The 22,264-nt window shown below is 46.7% G+C and carries 16 protein-coding genes; all 16 read left to right on the top strand.

The window, feature by feature from the left end; all coding sequences use genetic code 11:
• The first annotated feature begins 20 nt into the window (after positions 1-20).
• Positions 21-2,351, top strand: a complete 2,331-nt coding sequence (locus H7F31_RS29175; protein WP_187101678.1) for a helix-turn-helix domain-containing protein — start codon at positions 21-23, stop codon at positions 2,349-2,351.
• 144 nt (positions 2,352-2,495) lie between these two features.
• A complete protein-coding gene (locus H7F31_RS29170) occupies positions 2,496-3,437 on the top strand; it encodes an ABC transporter permease (RefSeq protein ID WP_187101677.1) in 942 nt (313 codons plus the stop codon).
• Between the two features lie 13 nt (positions 3,438-3,450).
• Positions 3,451-4,326 carry a carbohydrate ABC transporter permease gene (locus H7F31_RS29165; RefSeq protein ID WP_261800169.1) on the top strand — a complete coding sequence of 292 codons (876 nt, stop codon included), beginning with the start codon at positions 3,451-3,453 and terminating at the stop codon, positions 4,324-4,326.
• 62 nt (positions 4,327-4,388) lie between these two features.
• The gene (locus tag H7F31_RS29160; RefSeq protein WP_261800575.1) at positions 4,389-5,939 is read left to right on the top strand and encodes an extracellular solute-binding protein; all 1,551 of its coding nucleotides are present in this window, start codon (positions 4,389-4,391) and stop codon (positions 5,937-5,939) included.
• 19 nt (positions 5,940-5,958) lie between these two features.
• The gene (locus H7F31_RS29155) at positions 5,959-7,614 is read left to right on the top strand and encodes a hypothetical protein (protein ID WP_187101674.1); all 1,656 of its coding nucleotides are present in this window, start codon (positions 5,959-5,961) and stop codon (positions 7,612-7,614) included.
• A 375-nt stretch (positions 7,615-7,989) separates the two neighbouring features.
• Entirely contained in the window at positions 7,990-8,469 is a 480-nt protein-coding gene (locus H7F31_RS29150; RefSeq protein WP_187101673.1) for a DUF1579 family protein, read from the top strand.
• Positions 8,470-8,879: 410 nt separating this feature from the next.
• The gene (locus H7F31_RS29145) at positions 8,880-10,319 is read left to right on the top strand and encodes an MFS transporter (RefSeq protein ID WP_187101672.1); all 1,440 of its coding nucleotides are present in this window, start codon (positions 8,880-8,882) and stop codon (positions 10,317-10,319) included.
• Between the two features lie 39 nt (positions 10,320-10,358).
• The gene (locus H7F31_RS29140) at positions 10,359-10,562 is read left to right on the top strand and encodes a heavy-metal-associated domain-containing protein (RefSeq protein ID WP_187101671.1); all 204 of its coding nucleotides are present in this window, start codon (positions 10,359-10,361) and stop codon (positions 10,560-10,562) included.
• A gap of 189 nt (positions 10,563-10,751) precedes the next feature.
• Positions 10,752-11,747, top strand: a complete 996-nt coding sequence (locus H7F31_RS29135) for an NAD(P)/FAD-dependent oxidoreductase (RefSeq protein WP_187101670.1) — start codon at positions 10,752-10,754, stop codon at positions 11,745-11,747.
• Positions 11,748-12,225: 478 nt separating this feature from the next.
• A complete protein-coding gene (locus H7F31_RS29130) occupies positions 12,226-12,900 on the top strand; it encodes a response regulator transcription factor (RefSeq protein WP_187101669.1) in 675 nt (224 codons plus the stop codon).
• Positions 12,897-14,267 (top strand): sensor histidine kinase, encoded by a 1,371-nt coding sequence (locus H7F31_RS29125; RefSeq protein WP_187101668.1) that lies wholly within the window; start codon positions 12,897-12,899, stop codon positions 14,265-14,267. Before H7F31_RS29130 ends, H7F31_RS29125 begins: the two co-directional genes overlap by 4 nt.
• A 116-nt stretch (positions 14,268-14,383) precedes the next feature.
• A complete protein-coding gene (locus tag H7F31_RS29120; protein WP_187101667.1) occupies positions 14,384-15,373 on the top strand; it encodes an alpha/beta fold hydrolase in 990 nt (329 codons plus the stop codon).
• Between the two features lie 186 nt (positions 15,374-15,559).
• Positions 15,560-17,779, top strand: a complete 2,220-nt coding sequence (locus H7F31_RS29115) for a helix-turn-helix domain-containing protein (RefSeq protein ID WP_187101666.1) — start codon at positions 15,560-15,562, stop codon at positions 17,777-17,779.
• Complete coding sequence (locus H7F31_RS29110) at positions 17,779-19,410, top strand: extracellular solute-binding protein (protein ID WP_187101665.1); 1,632 nt, start codon at positions 17,779-17,781, stop codon at positions 19,408-19,410. Before H7F31_RS29115 ends, H7F31_RS29110 begins: the two co-directional genes overlap by 1 nt.
• Before the next feature lie 230 nt (positions 19,411-19,640).
• On the top strand, positions 19,641-21,251 hold the full coding sequence (locus H7F31_RS29105) for an extracellular solute-binding protein (protein WP_261800574.1): 1,611 nt from the start codon (positions 19,641-19,643) through the stop codon (positions 21,249-21,251).
• Between the two features lie 80 nt (positions 21,252-21,331).
• On the top strand, positions 21,332-22,264 hold the full coding sequence (locus H7F31_RS29100) for an ABC transporter permease (RefSeq protein ID WP_187101663.1): 933 nt from the start codon (positions 21,332-21,334) through the stop codon (positions 22,262-22,264).

The raw sequence follows: 22,264 nt of genomic DNA, 5'->3' as shown, positions 1-22,264 counted from the left end.
GTACGCAAGGGGGAGATCATGTGAGCAGGTTTTCCGGAAAAGGAAAAATCCGTTTGAACAGGACGTTTTCCAAATTTTTTATTTCTTATTTGGCTATCGTATTGATATCCATCACGCTTCTGTCCGGTGTGCTGTACGTTCAATTTTCCCGAAGCAGTCTGGAAGAAATTCAATTGAACCAAAGGGAGAATTTGCGTCAGGAGGCGGAGCATATGAGCTTCATCAGGGAGTATGTTTTCTCTCTGGGATTGCAGACGCTGCGCGATTCGGAGGTAATGAGCGTCATCTACAGCAGCGAAGTGCCGGAAATTAAAAAATATACGATCTCGCTGAAAATCGCCAATATTGTCACTTCCAATCCGATCATCCATTCCATCTACCTGTATAATGCCAAAACGGGAGACATCCAGTACGACTTGTCCCGCAATACGCCCTTATTTGAAGATCCCGGAATATTGAAAGCGCTTTCCGAAGTGGATGCCGGGCAAACCTTCCGGTTCATTCCCCGTTCCGTAGCCGTTCAAAAGCCTGGCGGAGGACACGGGGAAGAGAAAATCATCTCGGTCATCTTTACGGATCGGGTCGGTCAAAAAAAACGTTCCGACGAGGGTTCGTCCAAGCTTCCGGCAGACGGCGCGCTCGTCATCAATCTGAAATCGGAAGATGTACTGAACAGCATGAACCTGGCGGAGGAAGACGGGGACTCCTACACGGCGGTCATCGACGAAGACGGCCTGGTCGTCAGCGACTCCAACCTCCGGAACTTCGGTAAAAATAGGAGCGGCGAGAGCTATATCTCCGACATTTTGTCCTCGAATGCCGATTGGGGTTATCAAGTGAGGCATATCGACGGGGACAAGGCGGTCGTATCTTACTATCGCTCAGAATCGCTTCCATGGACTTTCATCAACGTCTCGTCGTACAGCATGCTGTTCGACAAGCAGCGGAGCCTTCTGCTTACAATCGCGATCATCTGCGGAGCGATTCTGTTCGTAGGCATCATTTTGTCATTGCTGGCGGCCAGGAATATCTATTTGCCGTTCGGAAAACTGATTCAGACGATCGACAACCAGCTCTTTACGCGCAAATTGCTAGGCGCGGATCGCGCGTCATCGGACGACGTCCGTTATATTTCCGACGCGTTCACCAATGTTTTGGAGCATGCGGATCATTTGGAGCGTTCGGTCAAAGACAGCAATGCCATTTTGAAAAGAGAGCATTTGAAGCGCCTGTTGTCCGGACATATCGAAATGGAGAAGGATATGCAGGACAGAGAAGTTGCTGTAATCGCCTTTTGCCTGGACGATTATTCCCGGTTTGTCCAACTCCACGACAGACAGAAGCAGAACGAAATCAAAACTTCCGTCGAACTCATCGTGCGGAAGCTTCTGCCGCAGCGCTTTGCTTTCGAGCCGGTTGATTTCGACGAGGAGATGTATACCATCATCGTGGACGTGGAGGACGAAACGGCATATTGCGCCGATGCGCAAAGCGCGGCGGCCGATATTCAACAAAACATCCGGCTGACTTTGGGCGTTTCGGTGTCCGTGATGATCGGACAGTGTGTAAGCAGTCTGGAGGACGCCTACTTGTCTTACAGCAACTGTCTGGAGCTCCTGCCATACCGGTTCGCGCACGGCCAAAATTCCGTATTGTACAACGACATCATCGAACGTAAACGGACAGTGGATTTCGCTTCCCTCGACAAGCGAAAGAAGCGGCTCATCGAAGGATGCATGCTGTCGAATATGGAGCAGGTCAAGCGGGAATTGGAAGGCATCGTGGAGGGGATGAGGGGATACCCTCAGCATTATATCCTGCTTATTTTCAACCAACTTTCGCTGGATTTGCTGAAGTCCGTGGAGACGGGGTTCGATTCGGATTTCGAGGAGCTCGAGTTCAACGGCATCTACCGCGAATTGAATCAGGTGGACACGTTGGCGGAATTGCAGACATGGTTCATCACTTTGTGCGAGAAGATCATGCGGCTGCTCGAGAGCAAACGGTCAAACAGAAAAACGTCCACGGTTCAGGATATTCTGGACTACATCTCCGATAATTACCGCAGAAGCGATATCGGCATCGAGCAGCTTGCGGAAAGAGCCTGTCTTTCTCCCGGATATTTCGGCAAAATCTTCAGTGAAAGCGTAGGCAAGACGGTTAACGAATATATTACGGATTTACGGATGCAGACGAGCAAACGGTTGCTTGCGACAACCCTTCATCCCATCGTTGAAATTTCGGCCAGTGTGGGTTATAACAATCCGGCCTACTTTACGACCATTTTTAAAAAGCATACGGGCATGACACCGAATCAGTATCGCTCCGAGCACCGGAAAACGAACCATTAAGATCAGAAAATGATAAAATCCGAAAAAATTATAAGCCGTTTTTCCTGAAAAACCGAAAGAATCATCAAACATTTGGATTTACCCCGAAATGGTATCCCGATTACGATAAGGTCATGTCGGGGCGAGAAGGAGGGGGGGGCCGCTATGGCCTATGTTACGAACCGAAAGAGAAGGCAAGACGGGTTTTTGAGGGAAATGATGAGAAACAAAATGCTGTACTTGATGACCGTGCCGGGAATCGCTTTCTTTTTGATTTTTAACTACGTTCCCATGTACGGATTGTTAATCGCTTTCAAAAGCTACAATATCCAAGACGGCATTTTCGGCAGCCCTTGGATCGGATTAAAAAACTTCGAATTTTATTTCAAATCGATTTATGCCGCCCAAACGACTTTTAACACGCTATTCTTGAACGGGCTGTTCATCGGAATTGGTCTTGTTGTCCAAGTGACGATCGCCATTCTGTTAAACGAGATCGGGAGCGCGGCGGCGAAGAAATGGTTTCAGTCTGCATTATTCTTTCCCTACTTTCTATCCTGGATTATTGTAAGCGCTTTTGTTTATAATCTGCTCTCGGATCATGGCACTTTAAACTCCCTGTTGGAGAGCATGAACCTGCCGACGGTGGCTTGGTTTAATGAAACGGACAAATGGCGGATGATTCTGGTGCTGGCTTATTTGTGGAAATCAACCGGATTTTTTGTTGTCGTCTATCTTGCCGCGATTGTGGGAATCGACAGCGAATTGTACGAAGCCGCGAAAATCGACGGGACGAACAGATTCCAGAGCATTCTGTATGTGACGCTTCCCGGCATTCTCCCGACGATTGTGATCATGCTGCTGCTTAGCATCGGCAGAATATTCTACGGGGACTTCCTAATGATTTATTCGCTGGTGGGCGACAACGGTATGCTGCTGCCCGTCACTGATGTGATCGATACCTATGTGTTCAGGGCCATGCGAGTATCGGGGGAATTCGGAATGGCCACGGCAGTGGGTTTGTACCAAGCGGTGCTTGGTTTTGCGCTGGTCTCGGCTTCCAATTTCCTTGTCAAAAAATACGACAAAGACATGGCGCTTTATTAAGGAGTGGATGATCTTGCAGCTTAGCGCAGGCTATAAAATTTTCAGGCTTTTCAATTACGGCATTTTGACACTGTTGTCCCTGGCTGCTTTTATTCCCTTCTATTTGGTTGTCACGGTATCGCTCACCAATGAAAAAAGCATTTCTCTCCGCGGCTATCAGTTGTTTCCTGATCAGTGGTCGTTGGAGGCGTATCGCACGCTGTTTATGAACGGATCAACGTTTCTCCAAGCCTACAAAATATCAATCATGATCACATTACTGGGAACGTTGCTGTCCGTTCTTGTGACTTGTCTGCTGGCATACGCCATCTCGCGCAAACACTTGAGATACCGCAACAAAATCGCCTTATTTGTTTACTTTACGATGCTTTTTAATGGCGGCATTGTGCCGTGGTACATCATTGTAAGCAAACTGGGGCTGGTCGATAATATCCTGGCACTGTTTGTCCCGCTGCTGGTTAATGCATGGAACGTCTTTCTGATCCGGAATTATTTCAGGGCGATCCCGGATGCGATAGTGGAATCCGCAACAATCGATGGAGCCGGCGATTTGAGAATTTTTTTCCAGATCATTATGCCGTTGGCTTTGCCGGGCTTGGCCACGATTACGTTGTTTTACATGCTCGGTTACTGGAATGATTGGTGGAATGCGCTGATGCTCATCAATGACAGAGAGTTGTATCCGCTGCAATTTCTATTGAGACAAATTTTGTCCACCGTGCTGTACGCGACATCCTCAGACAGCATGGTAACCAACGTAGGGCAGCTTCCGGCGGAAGGCATCAAAATGGCCACCTGCGTGCTCACGGTCGGACCGATCATTTTCGTATATCCGTTTATCCAAAAATATTTTATCAAAGGTTTGATTGTGGGATCGGTGAAAGGATAGGCTTTATCCGGCATTAGCCGGTTTAGCGATAAATAAGTAGAGGAGCGATTCAATTGAAAAGGGTGTCAAAATTCGCTAAATTGCTCGTCATCGGTTGTTTGGCGGCTATAGTCGCAGCGGGCTGCAGCACAAAAAATGAGCAGAATACGCCGACTTCTTCCGTTGCCTCCAGCACAGCCGGCGCATCCGAAACCCCCAAGCTGGAAAAAGTGGATTTAACCCTGCTGTTGGCCGGCGATCAGCCGCCGCAGCAGGCTGAGGTGCTTGCCGAAATCAACAAACGGTCGGAGCAGGAACTGAATATCAATCTGAAGGTGCAGTATATCCCGTGGGCCGACTACCAGGAGAAAATTAAAGTGATGGCGGCAGGCGGGGCTTCATTCGATATTTATCTCGACTTTTTCGGCAATTTGTCCTCCGCGGCTGCCCGCAAACAGGCGATACCGCTGAACGAGCTACTGGATAATTACGGACAGGATCTGAAAAAAGTGATTCCCCAGGCCGAATTCAACGGGCTGTCCATAGACGGCCAAATCTACGGGATACCCGCTATTTATCCGCGGGCGGAACTAGGCGCCGGGGTGATCATTCGCAAGGATTTGAGGGAAAAATACGGATTTCCGGAAATTACCACTCTTGTTCAACTCGAACAGTACCTGGATGCCGTCAAAAAAAACGAGCCGGGCATGACCCCGTTGGTCGCGAATCAAGGACGGTTTGGTTCCGTCACCGAGAGAGAACTGTATAACGGGAAAGTTTGGTTTACATGGGGTTCCGACACTCAACCGCCCTTTACGATCGATATTTACTCCAAGCCGTACAAAGTCGTCAACAATTTTGAAACCGACGGGTTCAAGCAAACGATGAATTGGGGAAGAAAAGCGTATTCGAACGGTTGGTTCGCCCGGGACATTTTGATGGAGAAAAACGATCAAACAAATTTCACATCCGGTAAAGCCGGCGCTGTGACAGGCGATTTGTTCAGCATGTCGAACATGGTGCCGCAGTTGGAACAAAACATCCCGGGGGCCAAGCTGGAATTGGTCATGTTCAAGAAGGATATGCCGTTGACGAATTTAACGCCGACCAACAACTATTCTTCAATTTCCGCAACGAGCGCGCATCCGGAACGGGCGATGATGTTCCTGAACTGGCTATTGAAAAACCAGGAAAATTACGATCTGTTTATGTACGGAATCGAAGGAAAGCATTACACGCTCAAGGGGGACCTGGTTGAGCTGCCCGCGGACACCGATTTGGCGAACCGGCCTTACAACCCGACACCTTGGTTTATCTATAATACGGCGTATCATCGGGCGTTAACAACGGATCCGGCCGAATTTACCGAGGCATTTCAGTTCTGGAAGACGGCAGAAATCGCCAACAATCCGCTCATGAATTTCTCGTTTAATGCGGAGCCCGTAAAGACGGAATATGCGCAAATCCAGAAAGTTGTGCAGGAGCTTGCCATGCCGGTGATGACAGGCGTTGTACAATCCGATGATGACTATCAGAAGCTTCTCGATCAGTTAAACAAAGCCGGCATGCAGAAAGTGCTGGCCGAAGCCCAGAAGCAGTTGGATGAATATATAGCCGATAATAACATCCAATAATGATCAGGAGATGGTATCAATGATGAAACGTATGGTTATGTCCGTCATGATATTTACGCTGGCATTATGCGGGTTTATTCCCACTGTGCCCCCATTATCGAGCACCGCAGAAGCAGCCGTTGGGGAAGGAATTCCCGGCACGATGGATGATTATTGGAATGGAAATGCCAGTTGGGTCTATCTCAAAAAGGATACCTTCACGAGTACGGGGCAAGAGAACTATTCCTACGGCAACCACACCGAAGTCATGCCCGACGGCACCTGGTATTACTTCAATCGCATACTGATTAAAACCTATAACGCGGGCTGCCCGAATAACGACGGACTTGGCACCCAAGTGAGGAAGTCGACTAACAAAGGGCTGACGTGGTCCGCGCCGGTCACGATCATCGCGCCAACCGCCGGAACAGCGTATTCATGTTATGCGACCGATGGAGACGCTTGGTACAATCCGATCGAGAACAAGTGGCACTATCTGTTCCAATGTTGGGATGGCGTGACCTCGAGGGGATGCGAACTCGAGCGGTCCGGCTCCAACCCGATGGGCGCCTTCACGATCCAGCCAACCGGGGGCAATCCGACAGTCGATCCGGGAGAACTCTGGAATTCAATCTGTAATGTCTCAATCGATGATTGTTCGACCTTGGCCGGCGGTCCCGGCAAGGTCGACGGCGAAGGAACCTACAATATCTTTAAGTTTGACGGCACCTATTATTGGGTGGTCTTCCATGGTTATGACGGCGTTCGAGGCTACCAAGGGCTCGCCAAGACGACGGATTTTCAGACGTGGATCGCCGGAGACGCGAGCCAAGGGGTGCCGAATGATGCGATTTTCGATCGCCTGGATTCCCAGAGCTGGCGCGAAGACTGGTCCGGCGGCGTATCGATTGGCGGCGGGAAGGGGGTCATTTTGCAGGAGGGCGGTTATTATTACAATTTGGTCGAAGCTGCCGATATCAATTTGTCGTGCATGCCGAATCAAAACTGGGATTTCGGGCTTTATCGAAGCACCTCGCTTACGAATACCAGTTGGACTCCGTTCCCGGCCGGTAATCCGATCGTCTACTCCAGCAAGGTAGAGACCGGAGGTCAAAGTTATTGCCCCGCGGCCTATATGGGGATGTTCAAGGATCCGACCAACGACTTCATCTATTTGTCCTACGGCCGGAGGTCGGCGGATCCGAACTACGAAGGCGTATACTGGTATCGCTTGGAGAAGAGCAAAAATTTGTTGAAGAACAGCGATCTATGGACAGCCGATGCATCCAATTGGACGAAAGTTGCGCCGAGTACGAACATGGTTGTGTATCGGGCGCCGAACAATTCTTGGGATGGAACGCAGTACATGGAATTTAACTGCGGCGGTACATGTACAGGGGCTAACAGTGTCTATCAAGACGTGACGATCCCCGGAGGGACTGCGGGCACGGTCCAATTCGGCGGGAAATTTATGGCCGTGGGAGGCACGGACTCCATACTCTTGAGCGTATTTCAATTGGATATCAACTATAACGTATTGAAACAGGATCAATATATGTTGTCCGTGGGACCAAGTTGGGCAGCGTTCGATAAGTCGGGCGCCCTCCTGTCTAATACCAGGATCTTGCGCTACCAGTTCTATTTCTATAATTCAAGTCTTAACTTTCGTGCCGATGATATGTACATGAAATATTAGGAATGATTGGGGGCTGTACCGTTGTGGGAGAATCGCGGTCGGCCCCTTATCTTTGCGTAGACTTCATACTCCCACATAGCACATTGCGAACGAGAACAAAAGATCCTATCATAACCGAATCAGGTGGACGATCCTCCAATTTGAATTTCACTTCCACTATTGATGGAAAGGTTTCTCAATCGAGTAACTTATAAATAAATATGATTTTAAACAGCAATCCATGAGAAATGATGCATGGATATTTTTGCTATAATAGGCCTGCACAATTAAAAACACTATTCTGGGGGTGAAAATACAGGTCAATTTCAAAGACATTTAAGGGTTCAATGCTTTGCAAAGATAAACTTATAAAAACAAAGAAAAGAGGATGATTTCATGACAATGAATGACAAAACCCAAGATCTACAGCATTTACCTGTTCCTGGTCCTGAGCACAGACTTCTAGAGATATTTGTCGGTAAGTGGAATACGGAAGGGGAAATTAAGGCTACTTCATCCAGCCCTGCAGCCAGACTAATTGCAGTGGACACTTACGAATGGCTACCTGGGGGGTTTTTCCTTATTCATAAAGTGGATGGACATATGGGGAATGAGGTAGTCAAAACAACGGAGATCATCGGCTATGATTCTTCGAAAAAGACGTATTTCACTCGTTCTTTCGACAATCAAGGAAACGCAGGTGCCTACCTAGCAAATCTACAAGATCGTTTCTGGACGATTAATGGTGAATTGGAACGCTTTACGGGCGAATTCAGCAGTGATGGTAACACCTTAAAGGGGAAATGGGAATTATTAAGTGACGATTCTAATTGGCAACCTTGGATGGATATCAAGTTAACTAAAGAAATATTGTAAAAAGCACAAAACCTTAATAGAGATCCTGCCATAGCCTGCCGACAGGGCGGATAAAGCCGATTGTCTGAACGCTTGAGTGTTCAGCACAGTCGGCTTTTTTGTTATAGGAAATTATACAATTCCCAGACTTGTGAACAACAGGTTGAAAAATCTAACAGACACAAATCGAAGAATAGTGTCGTTTATGTCCGACCAATTCATTCGCTGGGCTTTCACGGCGCTTAAAAAAACAAATTGACAAATAGGGTAGGGGGCTATACTATAAAGTTGTCGGCAAATGAAACTTTTGGAATAATTTTGATCTCGCTTTTGACGGCCGTCGGAGCAAATTCACTTTCAAAATTTTCCTGCCGGTTCGGAAAACTGACTTAACAGGTTTTCAAAAGATACTTTACAAGGAGAGTATATTTATGGTGAATCAAGCTCTTTCTCAACCGGATCCAAAGCGTTGGAAAGCACTGGTTTTGTTATGCTTAGCAAACTTTATGGTTATTATGGATACCTCGATTATTGGGGTTGCGCTGCCCGCAATAAAAGAAGCTCTAGGCTATTCACAAGCTAATTTACAATGGGTATTTAATGCATATGTCATTTTCTTTGGCGGCTTATTGTTACTCGGGGGTCGTTTGTCCGATCTGTTTGGGCAGCGGCGCATGTTCATGTGGGGATTTGCGATCCTGACGTTAGCCTCTTTGCTTGCGGGCTTGGCTTGGAACGAGGAGTCGCTTAACATCGGGCGTGCATTGCAAGGATTCGGTTCCGCATTAATTGCCCCCTCAGCATTAACCATAGTCATGATGTTGTTTAGCGGCAACCCCAAGGAGTTAGGTAAAGCATTAGGGTTTTGGGGCGCTTCGGCTGCTGCCGGCGGATCGGCTGGCGTATTTCTAGGAGGTGTTATAACCGAGTGGTTAAGCTGGGAATGGACATTTCTGATTAACATACCGGTCGGTATCATCGTCATGCTTGTAGCCCCTGGAATTTTATCGAAAGGGGTACGGGGAAAAGGAAGCATCGATGTTATCGGCTCTATCTTCGTAACAGCAGCATTGGTATTGGTGGTATATGGCATTGTTACTGCGGAACACAATGGATGGGGCGCACCGACCACGTTATGGACACTAATTTCGGGTGGCGCATTGTTTATCCTGTTCTTGATCATTCAGGCCGTAAAAAAAGAACCGCTTGTTCCGCTCGGGATCTTTAAGGCGCGAAACTTGGCTGCAGGTAATATCTCGCTCTTTATGCTGTCCGCCGGGTGGATTCCGTTATGGTTTTTCCTTAATCTCTATATGCAGCAAGTATTGAAGTTTTCAGCTTTAGCAGGTGGGTTCGGTTTGTTGCCGATGACAGTACTCACTGCCATCTGTATGATGTTCATTTCCGGCAAATTGATCGGAAAGTTTGGCGTGAAAGCCAATTTGGTCATCGGATTGATAGCCCTTGGTGGATCGTTAATGCTTTTCGCAACAAACACGCCGGTTGATGGCAATTACGCAACACATATACTTCCAGCCGCATTGCTAGGCGCGCTCGGTATGTCGCTTGCTTATATTCCGGCTACCATGGCCGCCATGTCGGGTGCCAAGCCGGAAGAGGCTGGGCTCGCATCCGGCCTTGCCAATACAAGTTATCAGATCGGCTCAGCGATAAGTCTAGCCATCATGGCTGCGATTGCTGCAGCAAGTACAGCTTCCCAAGCTGGTGCTGATCCGGTTACTGCATTAAACGAAGGATTCCAGCAAGCGTTCCTGTGGTCAGGGATTTTCGCTTTCGCGGGTGCTATCCTGGCCATTCTGTTTATCCGTTCTCCTAAGCCTGGGGAAACAAACGGGCCGGCAGTTATGTAACCGCAGATTAAGGAATCCACTTGAAAGGAGGTGAAAACAATGAAAGAGGCAACCGTTCAAGTACAAGGCATGAATTGCCGTTCTTGTGTTCCAAGAATCGAAAGCGCGATCCATGCAATCGGAGCTGAAGGGCACGTGAATTTTGAGCAAGGCACGATCAATATTCGGTTTGACGAAGAAAAAGTCCAGATTTCCGATATTGAGGAAGCCATTCAGAAAAAGGGATATAACGTTGTGGTGTGACGGTGAGCAAGGGATGAACTAATAGATGAAAAAATCAGTGGTTAATGAGGGAACCCGGTCGAAGCTCGACCGGGTTTGCTAAATTACCCCAACCTTTACTGAAGAAATCATAGTTCATATCATCATGATCTGATACGCATTTGCGTTGATTTAAAATAGAGAATAAAGAATAGCCTCGGAGGTATTAGAATGTACGAAAACATCATCACGAACTCGGACGTAGCCATTATCGGCGGCGGTCCATCCGGCATGTTCGCCGCTTTCTACGGCGGCATGAGACAGATGTCGGTTACGCTAATAGAGAGCATGCCGCAGCTCGGCGGCCAACTTGCTGCATTGTATCCGGAGAAGTACATCTACGACGTGGCCGGTTTTCCTAAAGTGAAGGCCCAGGAGCTCGTCGACAATTTAAAGAAGCAGATGGAGCTGTTCCGAACCGACGTCAGACTTGAGGAGAAGGTGCTCGCTGTGCGCAAGCTCGGCGAACGATCGTTTGAGATCATCACGGATCGCGCAATTCACCAATCGAAAGCCGTCATTATAACTGCAGGTGTCGGAGCTTTTGAGCCTCGCAGGCTAGAACTGGAGGAAGCGGCGCGCTTCGAGAATTCGAATCTTCATTACTTCGTCAGAGATTTGGAGCGATTCCGCGGCAAAAAAGTGCTCATTAGCGGAGGCGGTGATTCCGCGCTGGATTGGTCGCTGATGCTCGAGCCGATCGCGGAGCGAGTGACGCTCGTTCATCGCCGCGATAAATTCCGGGCTCATGAGCATAGCGTTGAGATGCTGTTACAATCCAAAGTCGACGTCGTCGTTCCGACCGAGATTACGGCGTTTCATGGAGAGGAGTGTATCGAGCGGGTTGAGCTGACCGACTTGAAAACCCAAGCGACGACGCTGGTGGAGGTCGACGAGGTCATCGTCAATTTCGGATTCGTCAGCTCTCTCGGACCGATCAGAGAGTGGGGACTTGTCGTCGAAGGCGGTTCGCTTGTTGTCGATACGAAGATGGAGACGAACATTCCCGGCATCTTCGCGGCCGGAGATATATCGACTTATCCGGGCAAGCTGAAGCTGATCGCCGTCGGCTTCGGAGAAGCGCCGACCGCCATCAACAACGCGAAAGTCTACATCGATCCGGATGCCAAGCTGTCACCCGGACATAGCAGCAATATGAAACTTTAAGCAAAAGCGTTTGCGAGAACGTGGCCGGAGCGGGCTGAACTGAAAAGCGACGATTTCCGATCCTTAAATTTATTAAACAAAATCGGAAATTCAGGTGCAGGTGAATTTGTTTCCTCCGCATGTCGTTTCCATAAGCTTCTATAGTTATATTAATCAAATTTCAAATGTCTGCTGATATGCCGACATTTGTAGGGACGAATTAATCCTTGTGGAGAAGCAACAAGAGCGGAAGCGGTTGTTATGATTTTGAATATGTTGCGGCGGATTAGGGTTAGAATCGTCTAAAAGGCAAATTGCACGAATGAAACACCCATGATATGATAACGAAAATGCGATGAGCACACCTCCGCTCTGGAGGAAACACTTCGCGACCCAAGTCTGTCGGAATAAGCGCAATATGAAGGACATCGAAGGCACCTGATCGGGTGCCTTTAGCTTTTACCCGGGCGCGGCTATAAGAATGGAAAAGAGGGATAAGATGCCGACTATACTAGTTGCTGATGATGATGCCAACATTCGCGAACTCGTCTGTTTATTTCTACGTAACGATGGATTCAAAACAGTCGAAGCTACGAACGGCAAGGAAGCACTGACCGTCTTTGCCGGGGCGCATATTGATCTTGTCGTGCTCGATATTATGATGCCGATAATGGATGGATGGACGTTATGCAAGGAGCTCCGAAAAGCCAATCCTGATCTTCCGATACTGATGTTGACCGCGAGAGGCGAAACATGGGAGAAAGTGATGGGATTTGAACTTGGGACGGACGATTATTTGACGAAACCATTCGATCCGTTAGAATTGACGGTTCGCGTCAAAGCATTATTGAAACGATATCGGATCGGCTCCGCACAGACAATTCAATTACGCAACATCATACTTGATCGGCAGACTTTTAAAGTGATGATGGGTACGGAGTCGCTCACATTGCCGCTCAAGGAGTTTGAACTGCTGTATACGCTCGCCGGAACACCCAGGCAAGTCTATACGCGCGAGCAGTTGATTGATCAAATTTGGGGGATCGATTACAACGGAGATGATCGAACTGTAGACGTTCATATTAAACGCCTGCGCGAACGGTTCGCGACGACACCCGATTTTCGGATCGAAACGGTGCGTGGGCTTGGCTACCGTCTTGAGGTATATGAATGATCAAATCACTGTATATACGTGTTGTCCTGACCTTTCTTGTCTCGGTCATCGCGGGCACGGTCATTTCTTTTTTTGTGACGACTTGGATCTTCGAAGAAAAATTGAATGAAAACGCTCAAATCAATCTGCGTAACTTCGGCCAAGACGTCGTACGGATTTACAAGGCTCTTCCGTTACGCGACGCGGACTTATTCGTTAGTAGCATGAAGCAGCTCGACGCTTATCATATTCGAATTTACGAAGCAACGGGGCAGTTCAAGTCCTATGGGAATCTTAACGGGCACAAGCCTGCCGCTGTGACGACGGAGCAATTAAATAAAGTATTAAATGGTGGTGTTGTTCAAGACAATCCGAATGGCATTGCTGCGATCCTTTTAGGATTGCCGCTGCAAACGGAAGCGGGAACGAAGGCGATATTCTTGGAGATGATGACTCCCCCTTCCGCCTCCTTGGTCTTCAAGTGGGCTTTGATCTTTGCAGCCTGCTCGTTGGTTGCGGGAAGCTTGTTGATGCTGGTTGCCTCTGTCTTCTTGGTAAGTCCGATCAAAAAGCTGACTATAGCTACAAGGCGTATAGCAGCTGGAGATTATAACATCAAGCTGAATATTAAGCAGGAAGGTGAACTGGGTACTTTGGCTCGCAGTTTCGAAGAAATGATGCACGATCTACAGCAGCTTGAGCAGATGCGCAGGGAATTCGTAGCGAACGTGTCGCACGAGGTTCAGTCCCCGCTCACCTCCATATCCGGCTATGCTCTTGTGCTTAAGCAAGATGGCCTCTCAGATCAAGAGCGAAGCCGTTATCTAGACGTTATTATCGCTGAAGCAGATCGGATGTCCAAGATGAGCGACAACTTGCTCAAACTGAGTTTGCTTGAATCGCAGTCACAGCAGCTTCGGCCCGCCAGGTTCGGCCTTGATGAGCAAATCCGGAGGGTCATCGTGGCACTCCAGCCGCAATGGTCTGCGCGCAGCATCTCCTTTGAACTCCATTTGAAGTCCGTTCCGTTCATGGCTGATTATGATCTGTTGAGTCAAGTATGGACAAACGTAATCGGCAATAGCATCAAATTTTCCGAGAATGGCGGCGTTATTGCCATCAGCATGAAACAAGATAACAAAAATGTGACAGTCCGAATATCCGATTCAGGAATTGGTATTTCCCCCGAGGATCAGAAACGTATCTTCGAACGGTTTTTTAAAGCCGATCGATCCCATAGTCGCCAGTATAGCGGCAGCGGCATGGGGCTTACCATCGTTAAACAGATCGTATCGCTTCATCAAGGAGATATCCAAGTGGAAAGCGAGCTTGGCCGAGGAACGGCCTTTATTGTCACCTTGCCAAAAACTGCACCAACCGATAGTTAGTTTTTTTTTGCTTCGTTCATATTCAGTTCATATTGTCGTCATGGAAAGGACATCTTGATTGGTTAGACTTGCACTAGCGGTCTGCTACGCCATTAAACAGATGACGACAGGAGTGGATGAGTTTGATACAAGCAGCAGGGAAGGAAATACGGAGTGTTACAAAAACTAAGAGAGTGCTACACATTTTGCTTAAAATAATCGTTGCAATAGTTATAGCGATGCTGCTTTTTGTTGCTATCGTGTTTACGGTTAACAAAATCAGCAGTCATTCAGAACAAAAAAGAATGGAGCAATACGGTCAACATGTATCTGTAGATGGGAAACAAATGAATGTTTCCATTCAGGGGCAAGGAGAAGAAACCGTCGTGATTCTACCCGGTTTTGGAACAGCGGCACCCGTACTGGACTTTAAGCCATTAATAGAAGAGCTATCCCCCAATTATAAAGTCGTCGTGATTGAGCCTTTTGGTTACGGATTAAGTGATCAGACCGAGAAGGAGCGCAGTACGGCAAATATCGTAAGCGAAATTCATGAAGCGTTGCAGAACCTCCATATTAATCGTTATATCCTCATGGGTCATTCTATTTCGGGGCTCTATAGTCTGAGTTACGTGAACGAATATCCAGACGAAGTGAGAGCTTTTATCGGGCTGGATAGCAGTGTTCCATCGCTGAGTGAACAGAAGATTGATTCGTCAGTAACAGAGCCGATTAAATGGTTCCGAAACTTGGGCTTTGCCCGTCTACAATTGAAACTGAGTGCTGACCCTTATAAAGGGCTGCCCTATGATGAACAAACTAAAGAACAATTGGACATTCTGATACGCAAAAATATGTATAATACAACTCTATTAAATGAGGCAGAGAGTATGTATTCCAACTTTAAAGCTGCAGAACAGCTAACTTTTCCATCGAATTTACCTGTCCTATTTTTTGTCCAAGCGAATCACCCCGTGACGGACCAATGGATCCCTGAACATGAGAAGCAAATAGAAGAGTCTTTACATGGAGAAATGATTTTATTGGACGCGGGACATCATCTATATCGTTCCCATTCGAAGGAAATCGCTGAAAAATTCAGGGATTTTATGAGGGGGATTCAATAACGCAATCCCTTGTATCTCCTTGTTTGCCATGTTATTTTAGTTATACATGGAAGGGGACGTTTTATGAAATGGATGGATAAGGGTCGCCGAAGGAGCGTCTTCAAAACATTTCTTATTTCCTATATCATTATATTGCTTTTTCCGCTTTGTATCGGGGCATACATTTTCCAGCGGGTAGAGAATACAATGATCATCAATGAAAATAAGGCCAACTTGGGGCTATTGGAGCAGGTCAAGCTCGTTACCGAGAATCGCTTCAACGAAGTGGATAAGATCGCCTTGCAGTTCGCAAGCGATCCTAAGCTGCAATGGTCATTAAATCATATAGACGAAGAGTACGCCCAAAATCAAATCAATCTTCTGGAAATTATGAACAGTATTCGCAGCGTAACAAATACGAACAGCTTTATCAGCCACTTTTTTGTTTATTTCAAAAACACGGACTCTATCTTGACGGCGACAGGAAAAGCAGATTTGAACATGTATTTCGACGATATATTCCGGTTTTCAGGGAAAAGCACGGAGGAAGTCAAGAGGGAACTGTTTACCGGCGATCATCTTAGAACTTATTTGCCTTCTGCAGAGGTCAGGGAGAAAGAGAAAACCAGCAGGGTCATTACATATATTCAATCGCTTCCGATCGGGGAAATATCCAATATATCGGGTTATTTGGTCATGCTGATCAACGAGCAGGAGATTGACCAACTGATCGAGCAGATAGAGAAACTGTATCACAGCGATATTTACATCGTGGATGAACATCAACAAATTATTATGTCAACGTCCAAAGAGAACGAGTTGAATAAGGCAATCATTCCATTGATTAACATGGAAAGCGGTTACAGTTCATTCCGTCAAAATAATGAATCGATGATCCTGAGTCATACGACGGATAACAACGGGTGGAAGTATATATCGGTCTTGCCGAAGAAAGTCGTATTGAAGCAAATTATCATGCTGAAGAACTGGGCGTTATCACTCATTCTCCTGTTGCTGTTTGCGGGCATCATTATTTCCATCGTGTTGGCAAGGCGCAATTATAATCCCATTCGCGATGTGGTCAAGACGATTATGGAGGAGAACAATTACACGAAAAATCTCGCCATTAACGAGTTTGATTTTATTAAGCAAGCGATCTCCAATACTTTTGAAGAGAAGAATCATTTAAAGGAAACCGTAACGCAGCAAACGCCTGTGATTCAAGCCAATTTTCTTGCGCGGTTGATTAAAGGCCACGTGGATGTGTCGGATGTTAACGAGGATGCGCTGCAGTTCATGGGCGTACATTTTAAGAAGGATTATTTTAGCGTTCATATTATTGAAATCGATGATTGCAGCCAGTTCGTTGCGGACGATACAGAGCGGGAGTGGGCGTTAGTCAGATTCATTCTCTCCAATTTAAGTCGAGAATTGATTGGTGAAGACGGCTACGTGGTAGAGATGGATCGCAATCGACTGGGCATACTGTTCAATGTTTCCGCTCCTGACGATCAAACCTTGGCCGACCGCCATACATTCGTCAGAAATGTAAAGAATTATGCGCAGCAACGCTTCAAGCTGAAAATTACGATCGCGGTCAGTCAATTTCATCCCGGCATGACGGAAATCGGACGATGTTATCGCGAAGCCCTTGTTGCGTTCGATTCCCGGCTGGTGTTCGATTCCGATGAGGGGATATATTACGAGCAGCTTGGCGGTCTGGAGCAGCGTGATTATCAGTTTGCAATAGAAACGGAAGTTCAATTGATGAACTATGCCAAAAGCGGAGATTATCATCAAGTGGAGAAAATGCTGGATCAAATCTATGAAACCAATTTTCTGTTGGGTGATATATCGCCGGAACTTGGGAAATGTTTGTTCTACGATTTGTTGAGCTCGGTGTTAAAGCTGAGGAATGGTCTGAAGACGAATGAACATAATGCGTATGAGGATATGTCGGAACTCGTGAAGAGGTTGTCCTCCTGCGCGACCGCAATGGACATGCTGCAATTCATCAAAGCGTTGTATGAAGACATCTGCAGACACATGCAGGAGGAAAAAAATAAATATAAAGATCAAATGTATGAGCGAATTGTCGTATATATCAAACATCATTACGGAGATGCGAACTTAAGCGTAGCCTCAATTGCCGATCATTTTCAAATCACCCCATCCTACCTTTCCACGTACTTCAAAAAACATAGCGGGGAAAAAATATCGGATTTTATTGCTGAAGTTCGTATAAAAGAATCTAAAAAAATGTTGATCGAACAATCATTTACTCTGGCGGAAATCGCCGGAAAGATCGGTTATGCCAACGATATCGGGTTTGTCCGGTTATTCAAGAAACATGAAGGCGTGACGCCTGGGAAGTACAGAGAAATAGCGAGCCGGTTGACGAATATGATGGAGGAGGCTGACGGTTGATGGCCCTGCACGGGAAGAAAGGCGCAGCGGTAGTGGTGTTGTTATGCGTTGCGCTGCTTGTCTTATATGTCCTGTTCAATAGAAGCGCTGGCACAACGGAAGAAGATGGCGCGGATGCCCCTTATTCGGACCGGCTTCAATCCGCTCATCCTTCGAAATATCCGTCTTCGCTTACGTATTGGGTTGCCATGAATCCGGAAGAACATGCGGTATTGAAAAGTTATAATGAAATGGGTATGTACAAGGAATTGGAGCGGATTACGGGCACTAAGGTGCAGTTTCAACACCATACCGTGGAGCAGCAGACGGATCAATTTAATTTAACGATGCTTATGGCATCAAGGACGCTGCCGGATGTTATTGATTCGAACTGGTCCATGGCGCAACCGGACAAGCTGATCAGGGATGGAAAGATCATTCGCTTGAACGAACTGATTGAACAATATGCTCCCAACTTGTCCGAGTTGTTGAAGAAAAAACCGGACATCCGAAAATTAATTACATCGGACGAAGGGAATATTTACGCATTTCCGACGATTGCCGATGATCCGAGTCTTTCTGTATTTAATGGATTAATCATTCGCAAGGATTGGTTGGATAAGCTCGGTTTGCAGCCGCCCACGACCATAGAAGAATGGGAGCGCATGCTCGTTGCATTCCGGGATGAAGACCCTAACGGCAATGGTATCCAAGATGAAATTCCGTTGATATACAACAAGGATACATTTTTTATCAGCTATGCGTTCGCTGGCGCATTCGGCATTACGACGGAATTTTACCAGGATAATGGGATAGTCAAGTATGGCCCGTATGAACCGCAATTTAAGGAGTATTTGGCCTTACTGAACAAGTGGTACGCAGAAGGTTTGATTGATAAGGATTATTTGACGACGGATATCAACGTGATGGACGCCAAAGTCAAAAACAATCAGGTTGGTGCTTTTAATGGATGGGTTGCGAGCAGCATCGGGAAGTATTCGGCCATGATGAAAGATAAACATCCGGAATTCGAACTCATGGGCGTGGTATTCCCAAAGCTTGGCCCTGAAGATCAAGTGATTGCCAAAAAGCAAGATAAATACGAAGGTTTCGGTGCTGCCATTTCCGCTAACGCTCAAAATCCCGAAAAAATCGCGGCTTGGCTGGATTACGGATACAGTCAGGAAGGACATCTTCTGTTCAATTTCGGTATTGAAGGGGAAAGTTATACAATCGTGAACGACAAGCCGGTGTTTACGGATTTGATTCTGCGCAACCCTGATCAACTGCCTGTAAGTCAAGCATTGGCCAAGTATACGAGAATGGGTTCGGCAGCGCCGTTCGAATACAGCGCGGAAGGCTATTCGCAATATAATGCGCTTCCGGAGCAAATAGAGGCCAAAGAGAACTGGGTGAAGGCCGATCATAATCGCTTGTTACCCAAGCTGTCCTTGACGCTGGAAGAACAAATGCAGGAAGCCGCGATCATGACGGATCTGCTTCGATATCAAGATGAGATGCTGAACAAATTCATTATGGGAATCGAGTCGTTGGATAAATTCGAGGAGTACATTCATACGTTGCACAAGCTGGGGATCGAAGAGGAGATTCGTATCAAGCAAGCCGCATTTGACCGTTTTAAACAAAAGTAACGGATGATGAATGGAATAAATCCTTAAAGGGGCGTGAAAACGCCTCTTTTGTTTTATTTAATAGGGAAATACAGGCCTTAAATTCGAATAATTAATAGAAAAACGAGAATAAGATAACCCATCTAATAATTAAGATATGTTTCGTTTACCCCATGTTTATGTATAGTTTGATGTGAGTTGTTATCCAACATAACTCAATCAAACGTTGAGAGGGGTCATCCATTTTGAAGATGAGGAAGAGAAGTTTTACGGTGTTGCTAATTATGGTTTTTATGCTGGTGAGCCTATTGGCGGCATGCAGTAACAATTCGGCGGAGCAACAAGAGACGTCTCCGCCGACTTCGGGGGGGACAGACGGAGGAGCATCGCAGCCTTCGGATCAGCCGGTCGTTGATTATGGCGATACCGGAGGTCTGGCGCTGCCGATTACGCAAGAGAGCAAAAATTTGAAGGCGATTACTACAACGAATCCGGATTCCCCGCTGCCGGAAAATTTCTTTACCCAAGAATTGGCCAAGCGAACAAACTTGAATGTGCAAATTGAAAGATACAAGTCAACCGACCCAACGGAAGAGCTTGGTTTGTTGGTTGCTTCGAACAGCTTGCCGGACATTGTGGGGGCGACATCAGGGACAATGATCAGCAGGCTGGGAGAGGACATGTTTGTGCCAATAAATCAATACCTGGATATTTTGCCGAACTACAGCAAGGTGCTTGAAGAAAATCCGCAAATAATGAAGTCATTCAGGAATGCGAACGGCAATCTGTATACGTTTAACTATTTGGCCCATGAGATTTCTCCGAAAGTCAATTACGGCATGATATTCCGCCAAGATATTTTGGATAAACACAATATCGCTTTGCCTAACGGCCCCGATGAATATTACGAAGCGCTGAAGAAACTGAAGGAGCTCTATCCCGACAGCTATCCGTTGATTAACTATTATGGCGAGGAGATCGTTCAACTGTTCAGTCAAAGCTGGGGTACATTCCACAAGATGTTTGTGCCGGACGGAGGTAACCAATGGGAATATGGGCCGATAAGCGATGAATATAAAGATATGCTCGTCTATTTGGCCAAGCTTTATAAAGAAGGGTTGATGGACCCCGAATTTATGACCAGCAGGGCAGACAGATTTGATTCGCTTATCTTGCAACCGGACGCCGGCTTTGTATTCCAGGGCTGTTTCTGCCGAATCGACTCGCTTGTCAACAGCGCGACCGAGAAAATACCAGGATTTGAGCTTTCTCCCGGTTACTTTGTGGGACCTAAAGGAAAAGTCATGGCTGAAGCCAGAGTGCTCGATTTCGGCATTAGCGTGTCCTCCAAATCAAAGAATATAGAGGATGCATTAAAGCTGATTGATTACTTATATAGCCCGTCCGGCAGCACATTGGTTTCCATGGGTGTCGAAGATGTTACATTCAAGGTGGAGCCGGATGGCACGATCAGTTATCCTGAGCTGCAAGGCAAGGCGTTGAATAGAACGGAGCTCGAGATAGCGTACGGATTGAATATGACGGGTTTCCTCAACAGGTCGGACCCGCGAGGCGTTACCAAGAACGTATCTCCGAAATATATGGAAGCCGTCGAATTGCTGCAAGATCCGTTCTGGCAGGAAGAACAACCGGTCATGAGTTTTACGGAAGATGAAATTTCGACAAAAACGCCTATCGAAGATGCGTTGTTGAAAGCGGTTTTTGAATATTCCACTAAAGTCATTATGGGAACCGAATCGATTGATGATTGGGAATCATGGGTGAAGAAAAATGAGAAACTGGGTTATCAGAAGCTAGTCGATATTTACAATGCGGCATATGAAAGATATAACAACCAGTAATCACTTTAGAAAGGCTTGAATAATCGAGCGGGAGTTTGCGATTGTCGTACTTCCGCTCGATCCGCCTTGGAGGAAGAGAGATGGATACCGTTAAGACTAAATCGAATGATAGGTTGCATCATTGGCGGCATTTGTACAGAGACAGGCATTTAATGATTTTATTTTTACCTTGCCTGATTTATTTAGTTGTTTTTAAGATCACGCCCGTATTGTGGAACGTTACTGCTTTTCAGAATTACAAAATTTCAAAGGGAATTGCCGGAAGTGAATTTATTTACTTCAAACACTTCATCAATTTTTTTAACAATCCCGACTTTTTAGTCATACTGAAAAACACCTTGGCACTCGGTCTGCTGTCGGTCCTCACTTATCCGATCGCGATTGTGTTCGCGCTGTTGCTCAACGAATTGCGAAGCCAATGGTTTAAGAAGTCGGTTCAGACCATCAGCTACCTGCCCTTTTTTATTTCTATCGTTGTGGTCAGCGGCATGGCCTGGAGCTTTCTGTCGCCGGACGGCGGTCTAATCAATCGTATGATCGGATGGATCGGGATTTCGCCCCAATATTTTATGGCGCAATCGGAATGGTTTAGTTCGATTTATATCTTTACGTTGAACTGGCAGCATTTAGGGTATAACTCCATTATTTTTGTCGCGGCAATTACGGGAATATCGCAGGATCTGTTTGATGCGGCGGAAATCGACGGATGCAACAGATTTAAAAAAATCATTCATGTCACGCTGCCGGGCATTTCCGCAACGATTGCGGTGATGATGATCATTACAGTCGGAAACCTTATCATGATCGGGTTTGAACGCGCGTTGCTGCTGCAAACGCCGGCCACTTACGAAGTATCGGATGTTATCGGAACTTATGTGTACAGAGTAGGCATCCAACAGTTGAATTACGGTTTTGCTTCCGCGGTCGGATTATTTGAGTCGGTCATTTCTTTGTTGCTGCTGGTCGGCGCGAATTACTTCAGCAAACGAGTATCCAAAGTAAGCATTTGGTGA

Origin of the sequence: Paenibacillus sp. PAMC21692, assembly GCF_014303795.1 — a bacterium.
GTDB lineage: Bacteria > Bacillota > Bacilli > Paenibacillales > Paenibacillaceae > Pristimantibacillus > Pristimantibacillus agaridevorans.
The sequence above is the reverse complement of the archived record's forward strand: the minus strand, read 5'-3'. Positions and strand labels throughout refer to the sequence as shown.

Bases quoted from the DNA above. Each gene is read 5' to 3' on its own strand.
- H7F31_RS29170 (WP_187101677.1), top strand. From the start codon at position 2,496: ATGGCCTATGTTACGAACCGAAAGAGAAGGCAAGACGGGTTTTTGAGG.
- H7F31_RS29155 (WP_187101674.1), top strand. From the start codon at position 5,959: ATGATGAAACGTATGGTTATGTCCGTCATGATATTTACGCTGGCATTA.
- H7F31_RS29150 (WP_187101673.1), top strand. From the start codon at position 7,990: ATGACAATGAATGACAAAACCCAAGATCTACAGCATTTACCTGTTCCT.
- H7F31_RS29145 (WP_187101672.1), top strand. From the start codon at position 8,880: ATGGTGAATCAAGCTCTTTCTCAACCGGATCCAAAGCGTTGGAAAGCA.
- H7F31_RS29140 (WP_187101671.1), top strand. From the start codon at position 10,359: ATGAAAGAGGCAACCGTTCAAGTACAAGGCATGAATTGCCGTTCTTGT.
- H7F31_RS29135 (WP_187101670.1), top strand. From the start codon at position 10,752: ATGTACGAAAACATCATCACGAACTCGGACGTAGCCATTATCGGCGGC.
- H7F31_RS29130 (WP_187101669.1), top strand. From the start codon at position 12,226: ATGCCGACTATACTAGTTGCTGATGATGATGCCAACATTCGCGAACTC.
- H7F31_RS29125 (WP_187101668.1), top strand. From the start codon at position 12,897: ATGATCAAATCACTGTATATACGTGTTGTCCTGACCTTTCTTGTCTCG.
- H7F31_RS29120 (WP_187101667.1), top strand. From the start codon at position 14,384: ATGAGTTTGATACAAGCAGCAGGGAAGGAAATACGGAGTGTTACAAAA.
- H7F31_RS29115 (WP_187101666.1), top strand. From the start codon at position 15,560: ATGATCATCAATGAAAATAAGGCCAACTTGGGGCTATTGGAGCAGGTC.
- H7F31_RS29110 (WP_187101665.1), top strand. From the start codon at position 17,779: ATGGCCCTGCACGGGAAGAAAGGCGCAGCGGTAGTGGTGTTGTTATGC.
- H7F31_RS29105 (WP_261800574.1), top strand. From the start codon at position 19,641: ATGAGGAAGAGAAGTTTTACGGTGTTGCTAATTATGGTTTTTATGCTG.
- H7F31_RS29100 (WP_187101663.1), top strand. From the start codon at position 21,332: ATGGATACCGTTAAGACTAAATCGAATGATAGGTTGCATCATTGGCGG.